Source organism: Porcibacter vitabionis, from assembly GCF_046263795.1.
In the GTDB taxonomy this organism is placed as follows: Bacteria; Bacillota; Clostridia; order Lachnospirales; family Lachnospiraceae; genus Lachnocurva.
The window spans coordinates 127146-141688 of sequence record NZ_JBJYZD010000005.1; the positions used below are offsets into that span (position 1 = coordinate 127146).

At 49.5% G+C, this 14543-nt stretch carries 8 protein-coding genes; all 8 read left to right on the forward strand.

Features of this window, described 5'->3' with window-relative positions; all coding sequences use genetic code 11:
• Positions 1 to 163 precede the first annotated feature (163 nt).
• The 8 genes from ACKX2L_RS05690 to ACKX2L_RS05725 all read left to right on the forward strand — a co-directional run bounded on the left by ACKX2L_RS05690 (position 164) and on the right by ACKX2L_RS05725 (position 14542).
• On the forward strand, positions 164 to 2470 hold the full coding sequence (locus ACKX2L_RS05690; protein ID WP_497551882.1) for a RelA/SpoT family protein: 2307 nt from the start codon (positions 164 to 166) through the stop codon (positions 2468 to 2470).
• Between the two features lie 12 nt (positions 2471 to 2482).
• Positions 2483 to 3115: an MBL fold metallo-hydrolase gene (locus ACKX2L_RS05695; protein ID WP_497551869.1), complete on the forward strand. Its 633-nt coding sequence runs from the start codon at positions 2483 to 2485 to the stop codon at positions 3113 to 3115.
• A 16-nt stretch (positions 3116 to 3131) separates the two neighbouring features.
• Positions 3132 to 4751 carry a coproporphyrinogen dehydrogenase HemZ gene (gene hemZ, locus ACKX2L_RS05700; RefSeq protein WP_497552815.1) on the forward strand — a complete coding sequence of 540 codons (1620 nt, stop codon included), beginning with the start codon at positions 3132 to 3134 and terminating at the stop codon, positions 4749 to 4751.
• Positions 4752 to 4947: 196 nt separating this feature from the next.
• Complete coding sequence (locus ACKX2L_RS05705) at positions 4948 to 5988, forward strand: branched-chain amino acid aminotransferase (protein ID WP_497551867.1); 1041 nt, start codon at positions 4948 to 4950, stop codon at positions 5986 to 5988.
• Positions 5989 to 6225: 237 nt separating this feature from the next.
• Positions 6226 to 7488: a histidine--tRNA ligase gene (gene hisS / locus ACKX2L_RS05710; protein ID WP_497552816.1), complete on the forward strand. Its 1263-nt coding sequence runs from the start codon at positions 6226 to 6228 to the stop codon at positions 7486 to 7488.
• A 95-nt stretch (positions 7489 to 7583) separates the two neighbouring features.
• Positions 7584 to 9383: an aspartate--tRNA ligase gene (gene aspS / locus ACKX2L_RS05715; protein ID WP_497552817.1), complete on the forward strand. Its 1800-nt coding sequence runs from the start codon at positions 7584 to 7586 to the stop codon at positions 9381 to 9383.
• 930 nt (positions 9384 to 10313) lie between these two features.
• Positions 10314 to 11909, forward strand: a complete 1596-nt coding sequence (locus ACKX2L_RS05720; RefSeq protein WP_497551864.1) for a TRM11 family SAM-dependent methyltransferase — start codon at positions 10314 to 10316, stop codon at positions 11907 to 11909.
• 5 nt (positions 11910 to 11914) lie between these two features.
• A complete protein-coding gene (locus ACKX2L_RS05725; RefSeq protein ID WP_497552818.1) occupies positions 11915 to 14542 on the forward strand; it encodes a sensor domain-containing phosphodiesterase in 2628 nt (875 codons plus the stop codon).
• Position 14543 lies beyond the last annotated feature (1 nt).

The following is a 14543-nucleotide window of genomic DNA, read 5'->3' on the forward strand; positions in this document are numbered from 1 at the left end:
GACTCCCCAGAGCAAGAAAGGCAGGATTCCTATGGCAGATATCGATACAAAAGTCATAAAACAGGTTAAGTCCAAGTCTGCTCTGGAAAAAGCGGAGAAGGCCAAGGCCAGGCTGGAAGAAGCGGCAGTGAATAGCGAGCCGGACCAGTTGAAGAATCTGAAGATGAAGATCTCCACGGACCATAGGGGGATCATTTCTACAGAGGATTTCGAGGAACCGGAAGAGATCTATCACCGCCTGATCCACCGCGTCCGCATGTACCATCCGAACACAGATATTTCCATGATCGAGAAGGCTTATCACTTCGCTCAGAAGGCCCATGGAGCACAGAAGAGAAAGTCCGGCGAGCCCTATATTATCCATCCCTTAAGTGTCGCTTTGATCCTTTCGGATCTGGAGCTGGATAAGGAGACCATTGTTGCCGGTCTTTTGCACGATGTGGTTGAGGATACGCCGGTCACGATCGAAGATGTAACGAGAGAGTTTTCCTCTGAAGTCGCCCTTCTGGTTGATGGTGTCACAAAACTCGGTCAGCTGGACTATGACAAGGACAAGGTCGAAGTACAGGCAGAAAATCTCCGGAAGATGTTCCTTGCCATGGCAAAGGATATCCGTGTCATTCTGATCAAGCTTGCCGATCGCCTGCATAATATGCGGACCCTTCAGTATATGCGGCCGGAGAAACAGATCGAGAAATCGCGGGAGACCCAGGAGATCTACGCTCCATTGGCTCAGCGCCTCGGCATCAGTAAGATCAAGGTCGAGCTCGATGATCTGTCACTAAAATATCTGGAACCGACCGCCTATCAGGAGCTGGTGCATGAGATCGATCTGCGCTGGTCCGAGCGGGAAGGCTATATCGAGAAGCTGATCGAGGAAGTCAAGGAAGCCGTTTCTGCCGGCGGGATCAGTGCGACCATTGTCGGCCGTGCCAAGCACATCTTCAGTATCTATAAGAAGATGAAGAACCAGCATAAGACGCTGGATCAGATCTACGACCTCTTTGCGGTAAGGATCATTGTCAATGATATTCGGGACTGCTATGCGGCTCTGGGTGTGATCCATGAGAAATACACACCGATCCCGGGGCGTTTCAAGGACTATATCGCAATGCCAAAGCCCAATATGTACCAGTCACTGCATACGACAGTCATCGGACCGGACGGCCAGCCTTTCGAAGTTCAGATCCGGACCTATGAGATGCATCGAACCAGTGAATACGGTATTGCTGCCCACTGGAAATACAAGGAATCCGGCGAGGGCTCGTCCATCAACAGCGAAGAAGCCAAGTTGTCCTGGCTTCGCCAGATTCTGGAATGGCAGCAGGACATGTCCGATAACCGTGAGTTCATGAGCCTTCTGAAAAGCGATCTGAACCTCTTCTCGGATACGGTCTTCTGTTTCACGCCGTCGGGCGACGTCAAGAATCTGCCTAAGGGTTCCACCACCATCGACTTCGCTTATGCGATTCATTCGGCGGTCGGAAACCGTATGGTCGGCGCCAAAGTCAACGGGCGTCTGGTGCCCCTGGATTATGAGATCAAAAACGGTGACCGGATCGAAGTCCTGACTTCGCAGAATTCGAAGGGCCCTTCGACTGACTGGCTCAAAGTCGTCCATTCCACCCAGGCCAAGAACAAAATCAACCAGTGGTTCCGCGCCCAGGAGAAGACGGAGAATATCCAGCATGGCCGGGAACTTCTGATGAATAAGGCCCACGAAAAGAACATTGACTGGAGTAAGCTGGATATCGGTCCCTACCGGGAGGTGGTCCTCCGCCGTTTCGGTTTCCATGACTGGGATGCCCTCCTTGCCACAGTCGGCCACGGAGGCCTGACGGAAAACCGCGTTATTACACGGATGCTGCAGGAGTACGAGAAGGATCATCCTCTGGTTCAGACGGATGAGGATGTCTTACGAAATATAAACCAGACCGAAGGAGATGCATCTTCCGGCGAGGGCGCTGTGCAGAAACCGGCGCCTCCCAGAGAAAGGAAGCATTCGACCAATGGTGTCCGGATCAAGGGCATGCCGGATCTTCCGGTGCATTTCAGTAAGTGCTGTAATCCGGTGCCCGGAGATGAGATCATCGGCTATATCACCAGGGGACGTGGTATCACGATCCACCGGACGGACTGTGTCAATGTCATGAATATTCCGGAGATCGAAAAGACCAGACTCATTGACTGCGAATGGGAAGAAGCGGTTTTGGATAATAAGACCGATGAGACCTTTGATGTTACCCTTCGTGTCTACGCCAACAACAGGACCGGCCTTTTGGTGGATCTCTCCCGGATCTTTACGGAGCAGGATATCGATATTCAATATATCAATACCCGGATCTCCAAGGCCAATGTTGCAACCATTGAATTAAAGTTTGCAATCAAGACCCGGCAGGAACTTTCCCAGATGATTGCCCGGATCCGTCAGGTCGACAGCGTGATCGATATTCAGCGTGCAACGGGGTGATAGAAAGAAGCCATGCAAAAAGAAATAGAGCAAATGATCGTAGGACCGATTCAGACCAATTGTTATATCCTGTCGGATCCGAAGACCAAAGAAGCCATTGTGATCGATCCGGGCGCAGAAGCAGACCGGATTGCGCGGGAAATCCGGAAAAAAGGACTTTCTGTCATAGCCTATCTTTTGACCCATGCCCATTGGGATCACATCGACGGACTTTCGGATCTTAAAAGTGAATTTCCGGCTCCGGTCTATATTTCCGAGAAGGAAAAGGAAACCTTAGAGAACCCGGCAATCAATATGTCCCTGCCACTCGGCGGGCAGAAAAAAACCTATCAGGCGGATATCTTCTTAAAGGATGGGGAGGACGTGACCCTCAAATCCTTCTATTTCCGCTGTATCTCAACGCCCGGACATACGCCGGGCGGCGCCTGCTATTATTTTCCCCAGGAGAAGATCTTATTCTCGGGCGATTCGCTTTTCTGTGGATCGATCGGCCGGACCGACGGGGTCAAGGGCAGTATGGCGGATCTGGTCCGGGCCCTTCGTGAGAAGGTGCTGATTCTGCCGGAGCAGACCCTGGTCCTGCCGGGGCATGGGCCGGAAACGGATATCCGCCAGGAAGAAGCGTCGAATATGTACCTTATGTGATGGGTAAGTTATCACTATGATTGAACTTGTTTTTAACCATGCAGATTTTGAATATGACGTCTATGGCCTGGTTCAGGCCTTTTTTCCGCGCGAAGAATTAGAAACGGTCTACGATGTGCCGGACGATGAGGTGGATCATCTGCCTTACCAGAGCCGGAAACGAAGAATAAGAATTAAAAGAGATACGGAGAAGAAGGACCAGAATACAGGGGAAACTGCGGGGAATAAGAAAGAAACGGAAGTTTCAGAAGATCTTTCCCCTGTGACCAGACTGAAGATCACCTATCAGACAGGAAAAGTGCTTCTGGACTGGATCCCGGCAGAGGGGAAAGCTTTGCAGAAGGGCATACCATATCCTGTGGACTGGCCCTTGGATCCTGCCCATGATGCTTTGGTCCGGCCGGAAATGAAGAATCTGTTGAAACGGGCTGTCTATGACCTCCTGTCGGATCTTACGGGAAGAAGTCTTCCCTGGGGGACTCTGACCGGGATCCGGCCGACCAAGGTACCGCTTCGGATGATCGAAGAGGGGAAGTCGGATGCAGAGATCGAAAACTTCATGAAGGAAGCCTATAAGACTTCGGAGGAGAAGATCCGGATCTCGGAAGAGATCGCTCACCGGGAGCATGAGATCCTGTCATCCATTGATACAGAGCATGGGGTAAGTATATATATCGGAATTCCTTTCTGCCCGACCACCTGCCTTTATTGCAGCTTCCCTTCCTATGCCAGAGCTTCTTTCGAGGGTCAGGTGGATTCTTATCTCGCCGCACTCATAAAAGAAATTCATGCCGTGGCAAATATGATCCGGGAGAAAGGAAAAAGACTCGATACGGTCTATATTGGAGGCGGGACGCCGACCAGCCTGTCTTCTGAGGAGCTGGATCTGCTTCTGTCTGCCATTGACCGGGAACTTCCCATGCCGGTCCGGGAATTTACCGTGGAGGCCGGAAGGCCGGACTCCATTGACCGGGATAAGCTTCGCGTCATGAAGGCACATGGAGTCAGCCGGATCTCCATCAATCCCCAAACCATGCATGACAAGACCCTGAAGCTGATCGGCCGCCATCATACAAGAGCCCAGCTCGTGACGGCTTATCAGATGGCCCGGGAAGAGGGCTTTTCGGATATCAATATGGATCTGATCCTGGGCTTGCCCGGAGAGACGACAGAGGATGTGAAAGAGACACTGGATCAGGTGAAGGCGCTTGGACCGGACAATCTGACCATCCATTCCCTGGCCATCAAGGCCAAGTCCCGCTTGAATAAAGAATGGGAAGCCTATCAGAATTATGCCATGGAGAATTCGGATGCTTTGATGCAGATGGCCATGCAGAGTGCGGCGGATATGGGCCTTTTGCCCTATTATCTCTACCGGCAGAAGCATATGATCGGGAATCTGGAGAATATCGGCTTTGCCAGGCCCGGAAAGGCCGGAATCTATAACATTTTGATCATGGAAGAGAAGGAAACGATCCTTGCCCTGGGCGCCGGTACCGCTTCGAAATATGTTTCAGACAGCGGCCGAAATGTAAAGCGAACCGAAAATGTCCGGGATATCCCGACTTACATTGAACGGATCGATGAAATGATCCGGAGAAAAGAAGAGGCAATGGACCGATTCCTGGTCGGATGAGGTGACAGAAAGATTTTCGATTGTGCAGAATTTAGTACATCACCAGGATTTCATTGTAGTATAATAAATGAAATCAATTCAAACATAGATTGAATTTCATTCACCAGTACACAAACAGAGATCTCCCGATCCTTGCTTAGAACTCATCAGGACAGGCTCTGTGTTTGGATACGTGCAATTGATTAGGAGGAAAGCAATGGAAAAGAAAGAGATTGACTGGGGCAGTTTGGATTTCAATTACCGGGAGACGGATTACAGCTATGTCTCCATGTACAAAGATGGCAAATGGGATGAGGGAAAGCTCACTAAGGATCATACGGTTACCATGAATGAATGTGCCGGTGTCCTTCAGTATTCCCAGTCCTGTTTTGAAGGCCTGAAGGCCTATACGACAGAAGATGGCAAGATCGTCTGCTTCCGTCCGGACTTAAACGCACAGAGGATGCATGACAGCTGCCTTCGTCTGGAAATGCCTCCATTTCCGGTTGACCGTTTTGTAGAAGCCGTGGAAGAAGTGGTCAAGGCCAATGCAGCCTGGGTTCCTCCTTATGGATCCGGTGCTACGCTTTATATCCGCCCTTATATGTTCGGTTATAATCCGGTCATCGGTGTAAAACCTGCAGATGAGTATATGTTCCGGATTCTGGTTACTCCGGTTGGTCCATATTTCAAGGGCGGGATGAAGCCGGTGGAGGTCCGGATCCCGGATTACGACCGTGCAGCTCCTCATGGAACCGGCGGAATCAAGGCAGGATTAAATTATGCCATGTCTCTCTATCCCATCATGGAAGCGCATCGGCAAGGCTTCAATGAGAATATGTATCTCGATCCTGCAACCCGTACCAAGATTGAAGAGACCGGCGGCGCCAATATCATCTTTATCAAGGATCAGGGAAAGACTCTGGTGACACCGAAGTCCGACTCCATTCTTCCTTCCATCACCCGCCGCTCGATCTGCTATCTGGCAGAGAACTATCTGGGCATGAAGGTAGAGCAGAGAGAGATCCTTCTCACGGAAGTGGAAAGCGGCGAATTCGATGAGATGGGACTTTGCGGTACCGCAGCTGTAATCTCCCCGGTCGGCAGGATCAATGACCACGGAAAAGTCATCAACATCAAGTCCGGCATGGAGGAGATGGGACCGACTTTGATGAAGCTCTATGATACCCTGACCGGTGTACAGATGGGACGAATCCAGGCTCCGGAAGGCTGGGTTCACGAGATCAAAGTGGACTGATACAGACGAAGAACCTTTTCCCCTCGGAAGACTGCAATAACGATGCAGTTTTCCGAGGGATTTTTTATGGCGTCTGCCCACTTGCAGAAACAGCCTTTTCTGTCCTATAATAGTAAAGCTTATGTGTTTTAGAACCGATCCGGCAAAACAGTCCGGAACGATGATTTTCAAAGAGTTTCTACTGGAAGGTTTTATATGATCTGTTTCATATGAACCGGCGGAATAGATGGAGTAATTATGGCATCAACATTATCGAAGAAACCCGTCAACGGGATGAAGGAAATCCTGCCGCGGGAGATGGAGATCCGTGACTATGTGACCAATATCATCAAGGAGACCTATCGGAGTTTCGGCTTTACCCCGATTGAGACCCCCTGCATGGAGAATATCGCGAATCTTCAGAGCAATCAGGGCGGTGAGAATGAAAAGCTGATCTTCAAGGTATTGAAGCGGGGCGAGAAGCTCCATGTCGCAGAAGCACAGACGGAGGCGGATATCGTGGATTATGGCATGCGCTATGATCTGACTCTGCCCCTGTCCCGTTTCTATGCCAACAACGCCAATGATCTGCCTTCTCCTTTTAAGGCACTTCAGATTGGAAATGTATGGCGGGCAGACAGACCCCAGCGTGGCCGCTATCGTCAGTTTACCCAGTGTGATATTGACATTCTCGGCGAGCCCAGTAACCTGGCTGAGATCGAGCTGATCCTGGCAACGACGACAACGCTGGGCCGGATCGGTTTCAAAAATTTCGAGATCCGAATCAATGAGCGGAGGATCTTAAAGGCCATGGCAAGCTATGCCGGCTTTCAGGATGCAGATACCGAAGAGGTCTTCATTATCCTTGACAAGATGGATAAGATCGGCCTCGATGGTGTGACGAACGAACTGAAAGAAAAGTTTGCTGCAGAATCTGTCGATAAATATGTGGCCCTCTTCCGGGAATTGCAGGGCGTAAGCTCTGTTCGAGAGGGTTGTGCTATCCTTTCGGATAAGCTTTCCGGTTTTTTGGATCCGGCTGTTGCCACATCTCTTGAGGAAATTGAGACCGCAGTGAATGAGGCCAAGGAGGCGGAGTTTAAACTGGTCTTCGATCCGACTCTGGTCAGAGGAATGGGCTATTATACCGGAACCATTTTCGAGATTGCGATCCCGGAATTCGGCGGAAGCTGCGGTGGCGGCGGACGTTACGATCACATGGTCGGCCGTTTTGCAGGACATGATGTCCCGGCCTGCGGTTTCTCCATCGGCTTCGAGCGGATCATTCTCCTTCTCATGGAGCATGACTTCCAGATTCCCAATCGGCCGACAAAGATCGCTTATCTCGTCGAAAAGAATTATCCGGCAGAGAAGCTGGTAAGTGTCATGCTGAAGGCCAGTGAAGAGCGAAAGAAGGGGAAGACCGTCCTTGTCGTTCGCCGTATGAAGAATGCCAAGTTCCAGAAGGAGCAGCTGGCCAAGGAAGGATATGCAGACATTGAGGAATTCTTCAACCGCTGATTTCCTTTCATTGAGACAGCTTTTTATGGAACTGGTCGAAATTTAGACCGAAACATCGATTATTATTGTTAGAAAAAGACAGAAAAGGAGAAAATATGATGCAGTCGCGTACCCACACCTGTGGCGAGCTTCGGCTCTCGGATGCCGGGAAGTCCGTTCGTCTGGCAGGCTGGCTGGAAAATATGCGTGAAGTCGGCTCGAATCTGGCATTTATTGTCATCCGTGATTTCTATGGAACGACCCAGATCACTGCAGACAGCGAAGAGATGGTGAAGACCTTTAAGGAGATCAACAAGGAATCCACCATTGCCGTAGAGGGAACTGTCCGTGAGAGAAGTTCCAAGAACCCGAAGCAAAAGACCGGTGACATTGAAGTTGTGCCGACCAAGGTCGAGGTCCTCGGTAAGTGCCGTTACAAGGAGCTGCCCTTCGAGATCAACCGGTCCAGAGAGGCAGATGAGTCCATCCGTCTCAAGTATCGCTATCTGGACCTCAGAAATCCGGAATTGAAGAAGAATATCATCCTTCGTTCCCAGGTGATCAAGGCCCTTCGGGATGCCATGACGGACCATGGATTTATGGAGATCACCACCCCGATCCTTACTGCATCTTCTCCGGAAGGAGCGAGAGATTATCTGGTTCCGTCCAGAAAGCACCCGGGCAAGTTCTACGCTCTGCCCCAGGCTCCCCAGCAGTTCAAGCAGCTTCTGATGACAGCAGGCTTCGACCGCTATTTCCAGATCGCTCCCTGTTTCCGGGATGAGGATGCCCGTGGCGACCGTTCACCGGGAGAGTTCTATCAATTGGATATGGAGATGGCATTTGCAAGTCAGGAAGATGTATTTGCCGTTCTGGAAGATGTCCTTCCTCCGGTTTTTGCAAAATTCGGAACCTACGACCGTGCTTCCAGTGCTCCTTTCACCCGGATTCCCTATCTCACGGCTCTGGAGAAGTACGGCTCCGATAAGCCGGACCTCCGCATTGATCTCGAGGCAGTGGATGCAACAGATCTTCTGTCCGGTCTGGGTTTCGGTCCCTTCGATGAAGAGGGTGCTGTGATTAAAGCAGTCAAGGTCAACAATTTCCATGAGAGCCGGAAGTTCATCGACAAGCATGTCGAGGAGGTCGGGGTCCAGGCAGGCTCCAAGCCTTACTGGTTCCGTCTGGATGAAAACGGCGAGATCGTCGGTGGTATCGCCAAGTTTGTAAAAGACAAGAAGGACGAGATCGTCTCCGCACTCGGCCTCGAAAAGGATACCCTGGTTCTTCTGTCCGCAGGCAAGAAGACCCAGGCCCAGAAGACGGCCGGCGTTGTCATAAAGACCTTCGGCGCAGCCGTTCCGGGTCATATGGACAAGGAACAGTATGCCTTCTGCTGGATCGTAGACTTCCCGATGTATGAGATCGGAGAAGAGTCCGGCGAGCTGGAATTCTGCCACAATCCCTTCTCTATGCCCAAAGGCGGCTTAGAGACTCTGGAAAAGGCAGAGCGTGGCGAGATCGATCCCTTGAGCATTATGGCTGACCAGTACGATCTGGTGGTCAACGGCATTGAACTTTCCTCCGGAGCTGTCCGAAATCATGATCCGGAGATCATGGTCAAGGCTTTCGAGATGGTACGTCTCGGCGAAGAGGATGTGAAGAAGAAATTCCCGGCTATGTACAATGCTTTCTGTTACGGAGCACCGCCACATGCAGGCATCGCTCCCGGAATTGACCGTATGGTTATGCTGCTGGCTGGTGAGGATTCGATTCGTGAGATCATTCCTTTCCCCATGAATAAGAATGCCCAGGATGTCATGATGGGAGCACCAGGCTTTGTGACCGAGCAGCAGCTGAATGAGCTTCATATTCAGGTGACAGAGAAGGAAGACGGAGAAAATCCGGAAGCGTAAGTCTATTTCAGAGAAATATAGACCAATGAAATATAGACCAATGATAAGAATGCTTTTTTTTCAATTTGAAGTTTGAAGTCTGAAGTCTGAAGTCTGATTCGCTGATTCGCTGATTCGCTGATTCGAAAAACAAGAAAGACAAAGAAACGGCTATGATCCATGACAAATTCTGCAAGAGTGCAGGATTTGTCGGGATCGCGGCCGCTTTTTCTTTTTTAACTCAGTCGGAGTACAAGCTCCGACTGAGTTAAACGCTCCGCGAGGATGCGCACGGATTCGGACAGGAATTTGTCTGCTGAAGCAGACCCGAATCCGGCGCGCAAGACTCGCGAGCGAGTCTTGACAAATGGGCAAAAGTTTAGCGGCAGTTCGAAAGGGGGGTGAACTGCCGCTGAAAGGGGGTTAAAATATATAAAGGGGAAGTGACTTGGAATACTTAAAGGGGGGATGTATTTCTCAAGTCAACTATATTATAGCATGTTAAAAATATTGGACAATGTGCAATCAAACAAAATATACAAATTTTTCCGCCTAAATTAGTGCACTTTTTCTATAAGCTTTTGAAACTGTTCGAAAATTGCGTCATAAGTGTTCCGAGTCTGGCAGAGACTTGTATGAAAATTGGAAAACAAAAATTGACAAAGAGTTTCGAATATACCAAAATATGGATCGGAATTAAACTTTTGCGAAAGGCTATCTATGATATTATAAATTGGAATACATGGACTGACGGGGGGTATGTTTCCGGACCCGGATCCTTGTATATTTTTGTATAATCGTGCTGCCTGTCTGATCGATAGCCCTTAGCAGCTATGATTTTAGCTTCATTGTTGTTTTAGTTTCTTTCGTATATTTTTCGTATTGCCGCCTTGCGTTATATGATACAATTCATATAGTGTTGTGCTGGATTTGTCTGTGGATTGGGAGTGTATGGAGAATCATAATCTTTTCAATAACATTCTGGATGGCCTTTCTTCTGAAGGAAGCCACAGAAAGGATCTGAGTGAGCTCAGATCCCTTTTATTCGATCTGATTTCCAAACGAGATCATCTGATACAGAAGAATCTTCTGGTGGAAGAAACGGAAGAAGAAATAAGGGACTCTTATGCTCTGCTTTTGGACCGCATTGATCTCTTTCCTCCTTTCCTTAAGGATTCGGATGCGAAAACCAGGAAAAATGCGGCGCTGCTTCTTGCAGAGCTTCTTCAGAAAAACCAGTGCGATCAAAAGGAAACAATCAGCAGGGAACTTTTTTCTGCTTACTCCAAAGAAGAAACCTTATATGTTCGTGCAGCTTATTTAAAGGCTCTTTCGGCTTGTGATTGCAGACCTTATCTTTCCGACCTTCGCGACCGCCTGACATGGATCACAGAAGAGGACTGGAAGGAAGAAGACCGAAAGCATATTCGTGAGGAGAGGAGGGCTCTGGAGTCCATCCTTTCTTTCTATGAAGGCTCCGTGCACAGCTTTCGACAATTTCGTAAGTCTTATGAAATGCTCTTTCTGGCGGAAAAGGCCCTGCGGCCGAACCTGGTCCGGGATCTGGGCGGAAATGCACGAGAGACAGCCAGTGGTGTTCGAGTCCGTCTGTCGGATGAAAGGCTTCTGGAAAAGATTCGTTATTACAAAGAAGCCTGGTTTCTGATCCCGGTCAAGAAAAATTTTGTCCTGACAATGGACAGAATAGGGGAGATCCCGTCTTCCACTGCATTGCTTTCTCTCTTGGATGACTTACTTGTCCTCCGGGGATCTGACGATGGGGAGAAGAGAAGAGATCCATATTCTTTTCGTCTGGAGATTCGAAGCAAGGATCCGGAAGACCAGGTCGAAGGGCGGATCAAAAGGGCAGGATATGAACTTGAGGAGACTTCCCATGGCAGACTTCGGAATCTCCCCGGAAATTATGAGTTCACTCTGATCCTGATTAAGAAAAGGGATGGAAGCTTTGCCCCTTTCTTACGTTTGAATGCGACGGATCGTCCGTTTGATCAGAGATTTTCATATCGTATTCACTCGGAGGCTTCCTCTACTGCTCCGATCAAGGCAGCGGAAGCGGTGGAAATGATTCGACCATATCTTGGAGAGAGGGCACAGATCATAGATCCCTTCTGCGGTGTCGGGACCCTTTTGATTGAGCGGGACAAGGCCCTCTCTGCCAGAGAGATCTATGGCACGGATACTTTTGGCCAGGCCATCCGGGAAGGACGGGAGAATGCCGAAAAGGCAGGAGTTCGAATCAATTTTATTAACCGTGACTTCTTCGATTTCCGACATGATTACCTCTTTGATGAAGTGATCACAGAATGTCCGGATCTTTATGGGAAAACGGCAGAAGAGAAGGATAGCTTCTACCGGAGTTTTTTTGATCAATGTATCCGGATCACGACAGACCGGTCTATATTGTTCCTCTTATCCAAAGAGGAAGGACAGATTCAAAAGCAGATCCGTCTCCATCCGGAATTGAAACTGGTAAGGACCATGGAACTGAGGCGCAGACAGAATATTTACATCATAGAGAAGAGATAAGCTAGATGAGTGGGACAGCAGAGAAAATACGAAATATTTTTTACCTGAAGGGTAACCGGCTCATGGATGACATTGCCAGTGCCTGTCAGGTTTACTATCGGTGCTATGCTTACCAGAATGAAGAATTTCAGAGGGCATATTGTCAGGATGACAAGCTGCCCGAAAAAGAGCAGGAGCTGATTAAAATTTATTTTCCGGAGGATAAGATCAGGGAATTTCTGAATCGTTTCCCTGGCTCCGGCCTGGAAGATGTGCTCCGGGGACAGGCGGAATCGCCGAGATTCCTTTCCGGGCTTGCTGTAAGAGATGGGAAGGGAGAACTGATCTTTGTCGTTGTATTGCTCGGCTTTGACCGGACGGTCCATGATCCTGTTCTCGCCGGGGCCGGAGTCCGACTGACCGACGAGACAGAGATCGAGCAATGTGAGAGACTGCTCCTCTCCTCCTGGGATCTGTGTACATCGGCTATTTCGGAAACCGGGAATATCTCTCAGGAACTTTCCAATGTCAGAGAGGAGAGCGAGAAAACCAGGGCTCTCCTGGAGCAGAATACTTCCCTGAATCAGATGCTGAATCTCATGGAGAGAGAACAGGATTTCCATAAGGCGGCGGATCAGATCATTTTCCTGGCGGCGAAGACTTTGCATCTGTCAGAGGCTGCGCTTTTTCAGGCAGATGAAAACAATATCACTATCGTTTCCGAATATGCCGAAGAATCCGGCATCCGGGATGTGATCAAGAGCTCTTCTTTGTCAGAGTATCCTTTTTTCAACGGAAGAAGCTATACCATTTCTTCGGATTCCATGCTGCCGGACCGCTTTCGGGCATATTTCGAACGCTGCGGGATCAAGGCTGCGATTTTCTATCCGATTACGATCGAGAAGAAGACGGAACTCTATCTGCAGTTTGCATCGAATGAGCCCCATTTCTGGAAACAGGATGAAATTCAATATCTGAATGAAGTACGGCAGGTTTGCCAGACCATTCTGATCCGTAAGATCACGACGCATTCTCTGGCCGGTTCTTATAAGACCTTGAATGCGATTCTGGAACATACCGGCTGTGGCGTAGAGGTTATTGATCCGGCCAGAAACCATGTCCTCTATACCAATAAGGCCTTTCAGCTGGCTCTGGCAAATGAGGATGACAGGAGATTGTTGGAGGGACAGCTCTTCCGCCCTATGGAAGAGACCGGACAGAATTATACCTTCGAAGCTACAAGGAGCCGGAAGTGGTATGATGTCAGTTTGTCTGAGATCCACTGGGTCGACGGGCGAAGAGTCCGTCTGGTAACGATCTATGATGTCACCGGAATGAAGCATTATCAGGAGAGGATCGAGCATCAGATCTATACGGATAGTCTGACCGGCTTGAAGAATCGGAAGTGCTGCGAAAATGACTTTCAAAAGGAACTGGATCGGTCGGCTCTGGAGAACGGAAACGGCGGGGCCTATATTTTCGTTGATCTCGATGATTTCAAGAATATCAATGAGAGCCTGGGCCATAAGGATGGAGATCTCCTTCTGCAGAAAGCGGCAGAGGACCTGGTTCGGACGGTCGGAAGCGAGGCAAGCGTCTATCGGACCGGCGGAGACGAATTTGGCATTATGATCCCGCACAGCAGTCATAGAAGTGTGGAAGATGTCTGTGAGCAGGTTCTGCAGGAATTCAAGAAACCCTGGATTCTTCGAAACAAAAAGTATTACTGCACCTGCAGTATGGGACTTGTCCGCTATCCGAAGGACGGACAGGATCTTGCCACCTTGCTTCGCCATGCAGATGTCGCCCTGCAGAGGGCAAAACAGGAGGGAAAGGGCTGCTGCCGCCCTTATACGGAGGACGGAGCTGGCAACGGCGTCCGCAGACTGGATCTGGAAAAGGCGCTTCGAGAGGCTGTGGACAATGGCTGCAAGGAATTTGAAGTCTATTATCAGCCTCTGGTGGATATTACAAGAGAAGACCATCCCTGCAGCGGAGCAGAGGCTCTGGTTCGCTGGAGATCGAAGGAACTGGGCTTTGTTATGCCGGGAGACTTTATCTCTCTTTCCGAGTATCTGGGTCTGATCGTACCGATTGGAAAGCATGTTCTCTTTGAGGCCTGTCGGACCTGCCGCCATTGGAATGACTTCGGCCATCCGGATTACCGGGTAAATGTAAACCTCTCTATGGTGCAGATCGTCCAGAAGGACATTGTGGATACCATTGAAGAGGCTTTGAAAGAAACTGGCTTGAATCCCGGAAATCTGGTTCTTGAGGTGACGGAGGGCATAGCAATCCATGACTATAAGAATGTGATTGGAGTCTTAGACCGGATCAAAGAGCTTGGGGCAAGGGTTGCCCTGGATGATTTCGGAACAGGTTATTCTTCCTTGAACTGCCTGAGAGAGCTGCCTTTGGACGCAATCAAGATCGATAAGACTTTTATTGATCATATCGGAGAGGATACCTATTCGGATGCCTTTGTTAAGACAGTATCGAATCTTGCAAATGTAAAACAGGCTTCTGTTGTTGTCGAAGGAGTTGAGACAGAAAAGCAGACCCATGCTTTGAAGGGTATGAATGTAAGCTTCATACAGGGCTATTACTATGACAAGCCCATGCCGGTGCAGGACTTCGAAGAGAAGTATCTATGAG